The 11,662-nt window shown below is 57.0% G+C and carries 4 protein-coding genes; 1 reads left to right on the plus strand and 3 read right to left on the minus strand.

The genetic code is table 11. The features are described 5' to 3' along the window. Positions 1-8: 8 nt before the first annotated feature. The gene (gene tet(W) / locus H8709_RS10325) at positions 9-1,928 is read right to left on the minus strand and encodes a tetracycline resistance ribosomal protection protein Tet(W) (RefSeq protein WP_002586627.1); all 1,920 of its coding nucleotides are present in this window, start codon (positions 1,926-1,928) and stop codon (positions 9-11) included. A gap of 921 nt (positions 1,929-2,849) precedes the next feature. On the opposite strand from tet(W), the gene H8709_RS10330 reads away from it, so the two are divergent. Further along, positions 2,850-3,404 carry an SIS domain-containing protein gene (locus tag H8709_RS10330; protein ID WP_262398293.1) on the plus strand — a complete coding sequence of 185 codons (555 nt, stop codon included), beginning with the start codon at positions 2,850-2,852 and terminating at the stop codon, positions 3,402-3,404. Positions 3,405-3,630: 226 nt separating this feature from the next. Here the strand turns inward: H8709_RS10330 and H8709_RS10335 are convergent, their stop codons facing one another. Next, positions 3,631-10,896 (minus strand): leucine-rich repeat protein, encoded by a 7,266-nt coding sequence (locus H8709_RS10335; RefSeq protein ID WP_262398294.1) that lies wholly within the window; start codon positions 10,894-10,896, stop codon positions 3,631-3,633. A gap of 31 nt (positions 10,897-10,927) precedes the next feature. Next, positions 10,928-11,656 (minus strand): hypothetical protein, encoded by a 729-nt coding sequence (locus H8709_RS10340; RefSeq protein ID WP_262398295.1) that lies wholly within the window; start codon positions 11,654-11,656, stop codon positions 10,928-10,930. Positions 11,657-11,662 lie beyond the last annotated feature (6 nt).

Genomic DNA, 11,662 nt, shown 5'->3' on the forward strand with positions numbered 1-11,662 from the left:
ATGTATCTTTACATTACCTTCTGAAACATATGGCGCACCTTGTCCAGGCGGCTGTTTGGACGGCGGGGCTGGATGACCGGCTGACCGACAGCGGCCTGATATCCTTTCAGCTCTGTAAGGCATACGCTCCGCCCGTTGGTGTAAAAGGCCAGATCAGTACGGTATGCCTGTATACAGCGGGCGGGAATCTCGCCAGTAAAGACAACTTCATCCTTTTTTACCTGGGCCGTTTCGATGGTGGCACAGTATTTCGGTGCATCATGATAAGCCCTGGAAAGGTATTCCTGGGGCGCATAGAGGATGAAGGAGAGATAAGGTTCCAGCAGCTGCGTCCCCGATTCCTTCAATGCCTGTTCCAATACAATCGGGGCCAATGAGCGGAAGTCCGCCGGCGTGCTGACCGGACTGTAATAAAGCCCGTATTCAAAGCAAATCTTACAGTCCGTTACGTTCCAGCCGAACAAGCCCTGCTCCAGCCCGTAACGGATACCATCCCTGACAGCGTTTTGAAAACTCTGGTTCAAGTATCCCAGCGAAACCCGGCTCTCGTATTGTACACCGGAGCCAAGCGAGAGTGGTGTAACAGACAGTCCTATGGATGCCCAAAACGGGTTGGGCGGCACCTCGATATGGATGGTGTGGCTGGCTGCTTTGAGCGGCCGCTCCATATAAATGACGGAGGGTTCCTTTACCACTGTTTCAAGCTTGTATTTTTCCGACAGCAAAGCGGAAACAACCTCCAACTGCACCCGGCCCAAAAAAGAAAGAATGATCTCATGGGTGATGGAATCCACTTCGCAACGCAAAAGCGGGTCAGTATCCGCAAGTTGCGTAAGAGCGTCCAGCAGCCGTTCTCTTTGCGCTGCCGTTTTCGGCGCAATCGTCGTCCGCAGCATGGGGAGGGGGTCCTCGCGCCACCTTTTACGAGGGAGCCGGGTTTGGTCCCCTAATACATCGTTTAACCTCACGCTGTCGCTGGGAAGGATAACAATTTCACCCTGATAAGCGGTGTCTGTCCGAACAATTTCCCCTTTGGATGGAATACGCATCTCTGTGATTTTCAGCTTTTCTCTCCCGGCCAGGGCCACCGTATCCCGCAGGCGCAGCGTTCCGCTGTATAACCGTAGATAGACACGCCGCTGGCCGCAATCGGTGTACTCAACCTTGAAAACGCTGCCGCATAGGGCGGCGCCCCCCTGTTCCCCAATCGGTTGGAACAGCCCTGTCACCGCATCCATCAACGGTTGAATGCCAAGGCCATTTTTGGCGCTGCCATGATAGACTGGGAACAGGGAGGCGTCTTGAACCCGCTGCTGTTCCTCCCGCGCAAGTTTTTCCCGGCTGATTGGTTCTCCTGCGATATACTTTTCCAATAATTCATCGTTATTTTCGATGACCGCATCCCATGCTTCTATGTCGGTATTTTCCTCCAGGACTATTTCCGGGGACAGCGACACCGTCTGCTTGATGATAATATCGGCGGAGAGCTTATCCCGAACAGACTGAACCACGCTCTGCAAATCAACGCCAGCCTGGTCGATCTTGTTGATAAAGATAACGGTGGGAATGTTCATTTTCCGCAGGGCATGGAACAGAATACGGGTCTGGGCCTGCACGCCATCTTTAGCGGAGATCACCAAGATGGCCCCATCTAAAACAGCCAAAGAGCGGTACACCTCCGCCAAAAAATCCATGTGGCCGGGCGTATCCACAATGTTAACTTTACATCTGTGCCACTGGAAGGAAGTGACTGCCGCTTGAATGGTAATCCCACGCTGCCGCTCCAAAAACATGGTGTCCGTCCTCGTTGTCCCTTTTTCGACGCTCCCCGGTTCTGAAATGGCTCCGCTGGCATATAGCAGGCTCTCCGTCAAGGTCGTCTTTCCAGCGTCTACATGGGCAAGAATTCCAATATTGATTATTTTCATGTGATTGTCCTCCCTTTACAGCCCCAAAGGGCATAAAAATCCCCAGCAGTAAAATACTTTTACCACTGGGGATTATAAGTTGCGGACATACACATATACAGCATACACCTGTTTGTGATTGCTGTTTTTGGGGATATGTCAAAATTGATAAGGCAAAAGTATTCTTAAATTGGGTACAAAAAACTAAGCCCCTACAAAAGGAGCTATCATAATCCTTTGTTCCCACTATTTGATTATAGTTTTATTTAAGAATACCTTGCCGCATATTTTTTACTCCTTTTCTGGATTAAATCATTGTATCACATCAGTTTTAGGAAAGCAAGTACCTAAAAGAAATTTTTCTTCCCCTTATATGTAACAATCATACCGGCTTCCTAGCGTTCAGAATGTTTTCTGCTGTCTGCTGTGGTGTTTGGTTGGAATTGTCCAACCAAAAGCCGATCCGTGGTGTTGTCTGCATTTTACTAAATACAAATTCAATGTATACAGAAAGATATAAGGAGTGGGAGGGATTCCGCCGTAGTTGGCATTGTAGGAAAATCCAAAAGTTTAGATTTTCCCACAATGCTTATCTTTTGGTCTTTGGTTCGGAATAGTGTAGTGCTGGCGGTCTATCTCTTGTTTTCGGTTGCTTGCTTCCTTACCGTACATGAGCATTCTTCTCAGGGCTGTTTTTGTGCCCGGCGGCAAACTAGGGGGGGATCCGAAGCGCGATATATGACCGGGACGGGCGAGGGCACGGGGGATAAAGCTACCAATGGGGCGGCGCATTGGCGGGGGACAACCATCCAAACCAGGGGAACGCCGGTTTTGAAATCCGCCTCGGTCATAGGGGGAAAGACGGCTCCCAGCCGTTGACAGGAGGGCGGCAAAGGCATACAATGGAGAAAATGTTAGGACAATCTGGGAGGAGGAAACGGCATGTTTGATCGATTAAAAAAGCTGACGCTCGACGAGCTGACACAGGTGTTCGACCGGATGACGGAGGAGGATGTACGGCCGCTTTTGGAGGCCATCAAGGCGGCCAAGCGGGTCTTTTTGGTAGGCGCCGGCCGGGAGGGGCTGTCTACCAAGACCTTTGCCATGCGTTTGACCCATCTGGGTAAAACCAGCTACTGGATTTGGGACGACACCACCCCCGGTATTGGATCGGGGGACCTGCTGCTTTGCGCCAACGGACGGGCGGATATTACGATTATCAATGTGGTAGTGGAGAAGGCAAAGGCTGCCGGGGCCACCATCGCCATGGTGACTGCCGCCCAATCGGGGTATCTCTACGAATATGCCGACGTGGTCACCCGGGTCCCGGCGGAAGCCTTTTTGGCCAAGGGGGACTTTGTCAAGTCCAAACAGCTCATGGGCAACCTCTTTGAGCAGAGCCTGTTCTTGCTCTACGACATGCTGGCCATGCAGTTGCAGCACGAGATGGGCGTCACCCCTGAGGAGATGGAATCCCGCCACCGCAATGTGGAATAGGCGTCTTTGCCAGCGCATCGGGGACGCGCCCTGGTGCGTTTCGCTTGACTATCGTCCATGGCCCATTTGTTTTGCGCCATTTTCTGAAACGAAGATCAAAAAGGGACGGAGAAACTAGAGTTTCTCCGTCCCTTTTTTTGTTCTTTACGATGGTACGCGCTATTTATATTGGAAAGGCGCCGGTTGGATGGGCGCTGCGCCACTATAACAGCCGGTTTTTAAGCAATCATTCCACGATAATATTATAGGGAACGCGGATGCTTTCGCCGCCGGCGGTCATGGTAAACACAATGCGATAAGTTTGCCCGGAGGTGACGCCTGCCGGTATGGTGACAACTGCGGTGCAAGCGGACCCGCTCACAGAAAAGGTGGGATCGGTCTTCCATGGAGTGGCGGTACTGGCATAATCGCTGGTGCCGGTGCCGGTTTTTGCGTACAGCTGCGCGCCAAACGCCGGAGTACTGCCGCCCGCATAATAACCCAGGGAGAATGTCAGTGGATCGCCGGCTTTTACCAGCCGTTCACCGCCGGTCTGCGTCACGGTAAACGTGTAGCTCGGCGGCGCCGAAACAACAAGTGCGGAGGCGGTTGTATCGCTCCCACGGCTTCCCTGCATGGGGTAGTTGACCTCGCTGTCCGCAACGATGCAGATATCGGCTTGGATCTTGTAGCTGCCCGCCGCGACACCTGTCATAGTCAGTGTGTAATTCTGATGGCTCAAATCCCCTGTCCCCAGCTGGAAGACAGCGAAATTCCCCCGTATGAGGAGCGGGGAAGCGTCGCCGAGTTTGATATTGACGCCGTTTGCCAGGGCCTTTGCAGTATCATTATTGTCAAACAGGGAAAACGCCAGGACTTTGTTCCCTGTACCAGTGGCGGATACGGTGACCGGCACGGTGAGGGTTTCCACACCGGCGGCGGCCCCGTTGATTATTACATCGCCGTCAGATGACGCGGGGGAGGCAAAGGAAATATTGACAGTGGAGTTGGGGATGTCGGCGCCTCCTTGTTGCAGAGTGATGGTCAGCGGTGAGGTGTCGGCAGCGTCAGGGGGAAGCTCCACGCAAAGCTGATATTGCACCACCTGGGCCACAGAGGATTGATCGTTCTCGTAGCTTCCCGCCGTGCCCGCTCCCATTTGCAAAAAGGAGGTGGAAGCAATGCTGTTGAGGCCTCCTGCCCCAACGATGGAGTAGAAATAGCGCGGTACATTGTGATGGCTATCGCAGACGTCCAGTACGGTCAGCTTGGTGCCTTTGGGCAAAGAGCGGGAAAACGCCATGGTCAGCGGATGGTTGGCAATGTCGGGGATATAGGAGAAATTATAGAGGATGGTGAACGCCCCATTTGCCGGAACAGAGGAAAGAGTCGGGGAAATTGTTGCGCCGGACAAGCCGCTCAGCTTTTCAAGGACCCGGCCCTGCTTGGTGTAAATTGCCGTGGATTCAATGCAAAAACGCACCGGCTCGGAAATGAGTTCATCATAATTGTCCGTCGCCGCAACCGTAGCCCTGACATAGTAAGTGCCGGGAGCCGTGGGTTGGGTTTTTCCGTAGGTGCCGTCTTTTGTATCACAGTAGGTATACTGGACGGCGTCGTTTCCCCACTTGGAAACGGCACTGGGGTTGGGGGACTGCCCCTGCTGGATGCTGGGACAGGTCAGCGCTATGATCCATCTGTTGACGCCCTTGGTGACTGCGAAAGTGTTGGAACCCGTGACATCCGGATATCCGGCGGCTGTAATTTTCCAGGTAACCGTTTGGACGCCGACATCCGTAAGGGTGGGAGCATCCGGCGAGAAGGTCGCGCCGTTGTCCGTGCTGTACTGGATTGTCGCGCCGGTAGCCGGTACTGTGACGGCAATGGTATGAAAGACATGGGGCTCCCCCGTATATGCGGCCGAATAATCGCCTTGGGTATAGGCGATTTGACCGTTGGTGGTCGTCACAAGCAGGTTGCCATGGGCGGCGCCGGCGGTGATTGTGAGGGTATGGTCCTGCAAGGTGTAGTCGGTATCCTTCACCAATGCCGTGCCGCCCCGCGATACGGTACAATCGGTGATACTGCCGTCCAGCGAAATGTCCAGCGCGCCGTTGAGAACGGAGCTTGACGGCGTCGGCATACCGGCTGAGAGCACATAGCGCACACCGCAAGAAATAAAGGTGGTCCCCGCCGCGCAGGTGTGGGCGGTGTCGGGGGCATAAAGCTGGGTGGTTCCGCTGTAATTGCTGCTGTACCCTGCCAGTGTGCCTTCCGCCAACGCCAAGGAGTAGGGAAGGGCTTCGCCCGACAGAGCGGATGTGGTATAGGTAAAGCTTCCGGCGATGATTTGCTTTGCGCCGCTGCCCGGGGTCAGCATTAGGATGCCGCCGGTCCTATCGATATTGACAGCGCCCGCTCCGCCGATGGCGGGACAACCGGGGGCGGAGGAGATGATTCTCAGCGATTCCCCCGAATTACTGGCGTTCAAGTTGAGCGTCCCACCGGCATGGACAACGATGGGGGAACTGCCAGTGGAGGTGATGGAGTCGTTAAATGAGGAAGTGGTAAGGCTCAACGTACCGCCCTCCACGTCAATAACGGTACCGGCGGTGCTGGCGACAAGCTGGTCGATTTGCACCTTGGGACTGCCGGACTTGACAGTAAGGGTATAGGAAGTGGGGAGGCCAGAGGAGGTGAGCAGGAAATCGCCCACAAAATTATCCACCACATAGCCGCCAACGGTCACCTTAAAGCCGCCGGGATAAGTTCCCTGGTCGCTGCCCAGCTCGATGATGGCGTTGCCGCTGGAAAGATCCATGGTGGTGACGGGACGCTCCCCCGCCTTATTGGTGACAAACCACAATTCGGAATCCGAGTTGACGGTAAAGATGTAATGATAGAGCCCCGTGGAAGCATTGGAATCACTTTGGAGCGTGATCGCTTCCATGTCGTGGCCGGTTCCGGATTTGTAAGCCGCGACGCTGTAATATTGGGAAGCGTCATACTTTTTCGCCTGCACCCAGAATTCCAGCGAGCTGCCCGATTGGACGGTCAGAAGGCCCGAGAAAGCTTCGGAACATTCTTTGTCCGAATAGAAGGTCAGCTGATCGCTGTAGGGAAAGCGCACGGAATAGTAGTTGCGGGAACAGTTGTATTTGAGAATACCGATAGCCTTGGCAGCCACGCTTCCGGTGTAAGCGGTTCCGCCGCCGTCGGCCGCCGTGAGTTCCGCGTCGGCCGGCAGCCAGAGGTAAAGCCGCCCGGCGCTGTCGGTTTTCATGTCGCGCGTGCCGTAATAGGCGGCGTTTTGCGCGGTGATGGAGGAGACCGCCAGGTTCGGCGTCACCGTGTCGGTGTTATACAGGGTGACACGGGTCAGATAGACGGGGTCGGCGCCGTTGGTGGGCACGGCGGAGGTGGAGCAATCGAGACTGCCGCCGGTGATGGTGACGGCCGCGTCCCGGTACCCTGTGGCGCCGAGCCCCCCGCCGATATTGCCGCAGGAGATGGTGCCGCCGGAAACGACGACCTGGGCGTCGCCGCCCGCCGCCTGCGCGCTGTTGCCGCCGCCGATGGCGTTGCCTGCCGCGCTGGTGGCGGTCACATAGCCGCCGCTAATTTCGATGTTGGCGGTGTTGCCCTTGACAGCGTCGGTGGTGCCGCCGCCGATGGCGACGCCATTTCCCTGATTGGACGCATGGATGGTGCCGCCGGTGATGATTACCTTGGCGCCGCCGCCATAGGATACGGAGCCGCCTCCGCCGCCGATGGTCGCCGCGTTTCCGTTATTGGTGGCCGTGATATGACCGCCGGTGATGGTAATCTCCCCATAGCCGTTGCTGCCCGCGCCGATGGCGCAGTCGCTGCCAGCGCTGATATGGTTGGCGATGATTGTTCCGCCCGCGATGGTGAGGCCGGTCATTCCGGATGGGGTGCCCTCCGCCCCGATGCAGGCATACCGGTCCGCTTCGGTGTTGATCATCAGCGTCCCGTCGGTCTCGCCGTCGCCCAAGGCGCTGGTGATTTTCAGCGTCGACGCCGCGTGTTTGCTGGGATTGTAGGTCGGGTACCCATCTTCATTACAAGTGTAGTAGGTAAGGCTCCCCAGATGGTTTTCACCGCTCAGGCGCAGGGTGACGTGCTTGACATTGCCCACGGAGGCCGGGATATAAACACTGCCCAGGACCGTGGTGTTGACCCCGTCCAGCGTCAGGTCGCAGACAAGGTCGTTGCCGGAGAGAATGACCTGATTGGCGCAGGGGGTGGCAGCGTAATCAGTCTGCCGGATGATATAGCGGTTTTGAGAGCTGTGGACGCCGGTGACATCCGGGCCGCCCGACGTCCAGCTTGCCGAATAGCCGGCATAGCCTTCCGGACCGATGGTCACATTGCCCTTGGACAAATCGAAGACGAGCTCCGGGCCGCCGAAGGAGAAATCCCCCTCCGTCCCGGACGCAACATTTCCGGCATAGGTTTCACCTGCGATGAGAATGGACGTGACGCTGACCGCGTCGGGAAGCCAGAGATAGAGCTTTCCGGCGCGGTCGGTGTACAGGTCGCTAGTTCCGTAGCTTCCGCCGGAGAGGGTGAGCGCATCGACTGCGGCGTCTGCCAGAGGCGCGCCGTTTTTCGTCAAGGTAATGACCGTGCGTTTGAGAGAACCGGATGCGGTCTCCCCTGCCACAAGGCCGTTACAACTGCCGCCGGTCATGGAGAAGCTGGTGGCGCTGAAGGTGCCCACAGCCGTGTCCTCGCCGCCGGAGATGCCCCGCGGGCCGATGGCGGTGACGGTGCCGCCGGTGATGGCGACATCGACGCCTCCCATCGAGATGCTCCCGGAGCCGGATTCGTCGATACCGCCGCCGCCGATGGGTACGCCGTTACCGTTGTTGATGGCGGTGACAATGCCGCCGCTGATCTTGACGGTCGCGCCGCCGCCCACCTGGCTGCCGGAGCCGCCGCCAATGGCGGCCGCAGTTCCGTTGATTGTCGCGGTGACCCGGCCGCCGGTGATTGCAATATCGGCATAGCCGTTGCTGCCGCCGCCGATGGCCGCGTCAGAGAAGTTTTGCTGGTTGGCCGTGATGGTTCCGCCCGCGATGATCAGTCCCGTGGCGCTGGACTGGTTGCCGGTGCCGCCGATGCAGGTATATCGATTGGTGTTGGTGTTGATCGTCAGCATCCCGTCCATCTCACCGTCACCCTGGGCGCTGGTGATTTTGAGCGTCGACGGCGCATGTTTGTTGGAATCATAGACCGGAAGCAAATCCTCATCAAAAGTATAGTAGGTGAGGCTGTGAATTTGATTTTCGCCGCGCAGACGCAGGGTGACGTGCTTGACATTGCCGAGATACGCCGGGATCAAAAGACTCGATGGGCTGGAAATATTGACCCCGTCCAGCGTCACGTCGAAATGGAGCTCCGAGCCCTCAAAGCTGACTGTATTGGCGGTGGCCGTCCCGCTGTCCGACTGACGGATGATATAAAGATTGCTGTCGGCATGGGTCCCGGTGACCGCCCCGCCGGCCGTGTTCTTGCCGGAGTAGCTGGCGCCCAGGATCACAGGGCCCTGGGCCAAATCGAAGACGATGAGATTCCCCGCCGGGCCTACCGGCGCGGACGTATATTCAGTCCCGTTGTCGACGACTTCGACGCACAGATACTTTCCCTCGTCTTCCGGCGCGATGGTGTAGCTGGCGCTCACCGCGCCCGCAATATTCGTATAGCTGCCGTCCGCCGCATCGCAGCGCATCCACTGGTAGGTCTGGCTACCGGATAGGCCGGCGGTCTGTGCGGTGAGTGCCGCGCCGATGGCGGCTTTGCCGTCTGCGTTGTTGGAGGTGATGGAAACCCCGGTAACGGGGATGGTCACCGTGCAGCCGGACTTGATGCTGCTGAGCTTGTATTGATCGGTTTCACTTGCCAAGGTGGCGTTCACCGCAGAAGCGGCGCCCAGGGTAAAGCCTGGGTTTGCCGTGGCTCTAAACCAAATGGTGGTATAGGAGGAGCAGTCCACCGCTTCCTCCTTCAGCTTCACGAAATTGATCCCATCCACGCTGTATTCAATTTCATAGCCGGGTGACTGGGCAAAGGAGACGTTCCGGCCTCCGGCGGCGGTGATCATGTAGACCGAAAAGCTGTCGGCGGTAAACTCCACCCCCGCTTCGCTGACGCTGGCAACCGGGGTGGACTCGACGACGGCGCTACCGGTCGCCCCATCCTCCACCACATGGAAAACGGAAATTTCCTCCGGAGCATCGACCTGGATGTCGGAAACGCTGACGGAGACGCTTTCGCCGTACTGGGAGGGCTGATATTTGACGCCGTCCACCAGGATGGCGATGTCCAGCGCATAGAGCACGGTGTTGCCGCTGTCCGCGCCGAGCTGTGCGTCCAGGATATCCTGTGCTGTCTGAACGGGAACAACCTCCGCAGAGGCTACGGCGTTTTCGGGCAGGGTGCCCGCGATGAAAACCGCCAGTTTGGCGCCGTCGGGCATGGTGGCGGTGGCGCTGATCTTCTGGTTCTCCAAGCGGCGCACCTGTTTCTCCCATGCCGCCGTAAAGCGGGATGCATTTTGACCCAGGAAGGTGTGCGCCCCGCAGACCGTGCCGTCTTCCAGCTCCCAGCCGAGGAAGCGGGACTGCACATGGGATTCATCGGGCCGGGAAAGCCCGGTGGACGCGAAATCCGGCAGGAAAACGCCACGCTCCGTAACGGGTACGGAAATGGCTTTTTCCACGCCGTATCCATCGGTGAAGACGGCGTCCGTATATCCCGTGATTTTTCCATAGCCGGCATTTTCCGCCGCCATGCGAAAGCTCTTGTTTTGTTCTGTACAGTCGAAAACGCCTACCTGTCCGGGGAAGAAAACGCCTTCTCCGATTTCCTGCTGGGTGACGGTTTCGATGGTGCGCTGGGGCTGGGAGACGCTTTGCTCCGGCTGGGAGACGCTTTGCTCCAGCTGGGAGGCGCTCTCCGCTAAGGAATTGCCGTCCCCGTCTTCGGTGGTGGCGGGGGGCTCGGATGGGATGTCCATGGGAGTCTCCGCCGCGACGTCGGAAGCGGCTTGCGTTTCGACGACGATTTCCGCTTGGGTAAACCGATTGCTCAGATGGCGCAGCTTGGGAGCGCGCTCCAAAGAGCTGCCGGAAAAGGCGAAATCGCCGAGGGAAACCACAGTGGAGGGAAGGGTGAGCGCCCCTGTGAGGTTTTCGCACTCGTAGAAAAGACAAGCGCCGATGGAGGTGATTCCCGCATCAATTTCAACGGAAAGGATATCAGCCCGCTGCCCATAGAACGGCGCACGCATACCGTCCACGGCGGCATAGTCATAGGTGCTTCCTGTGCCCGACAGGCGCAGCAAGCCGTTATCATACAAAGTGGCCGTGACATCTTCTCCCACTTGGTATTTGGCGGTGCTGGACGAGGCGTAGGAAACAAGAAATTCCGCACCGAGGCTGGACAGTGTCAGCGCCAGCACTAAAACGAGCGCCAACAGCCTGTTCATTCCTTTGTTTTTTTGCATTGCGTGCATGTTGTTACCTCCTTGGGGGATGATCGGCATCACATCTGGTTGGAATTGTTATGCTGTCAGTAAACGGAATTTCTCCGGTGGTCTCGCCCGAACTTGTGCTTTCAAAAAAGAGGAGGGAGTAGGTGGCATTGGCGGCAAGATTTAAGGTGTGGCTGTCGCCGCCAGTCCAAGCGCTCATCAAGTCATTCGTATTGTCCGGCAAAAAACCGGCGTGGTTGACGGTCAGATTGGCGACAGGGTACGCGCCTGTCTTGATGGTCAAAATACCGTAGCCCTCTTTGACCTCGTATTTATAAAAATTGGCGGTCCCGGCCTCTTTGAGGTGAAAGGTAGCGGTCAGCGGTTTATTATAGGGTGTGGTCGTTACGCTGACGGTGACGGAGGTCCCGGCCCCGCCGGTGGGATTGATTGTCAATACGGCGGTCCCGTTTTCCGCGGTGAGCGTGCCGTTTGCCGAGCTGGCGCTGCCCCCGCTGGCCGTGACGGAATAGCCGATATCCACGGCGGAGGCGTTCCCGTGTTCGTGATTATATAGTTCCACGGTAAAGCCGTTGGTCCAATCATAAATGTCATAGGCCGCCTTTTCCGATGCGGGCGCGAGATAGTTGCTGTCAAAATAAAACCCCGCGGCGACCGCCATCGCATTTTGTTTGCTTTCCAAAACATAGCGGGAAAGGGTGAAGGTGCCCGCACCCAGCGCGGCCACCAGCACGACAATCAGCAGGATATCCACGGCAGA

The sequence above is a fragment of the Zongyangia hominis genome (assembly GCF_014385095.1).
Taxonomy (GTDB): Bacteria; Bacillota; Clostridia; order Oscillospirales; family Ruminococcaceae; genus Zongyangia; species Zongyangia hominis.

Coding starts and splice junctions, on each gene's coding strand:
- H8709_RS10335 (WP_262398294.1), bottom strand. CDS start 10,896: ATGAACAGGCTGTTGGCGCTCGTTTTAGTGCTGGCGCTGACACTGTCC.
- H8709_RS10330 (WP_262398293.1), top strand. CDS start 2,850: ATGTTTGATCGATTAAAAAAGCTGACGCTCGACGAGCTGACACAGGTG.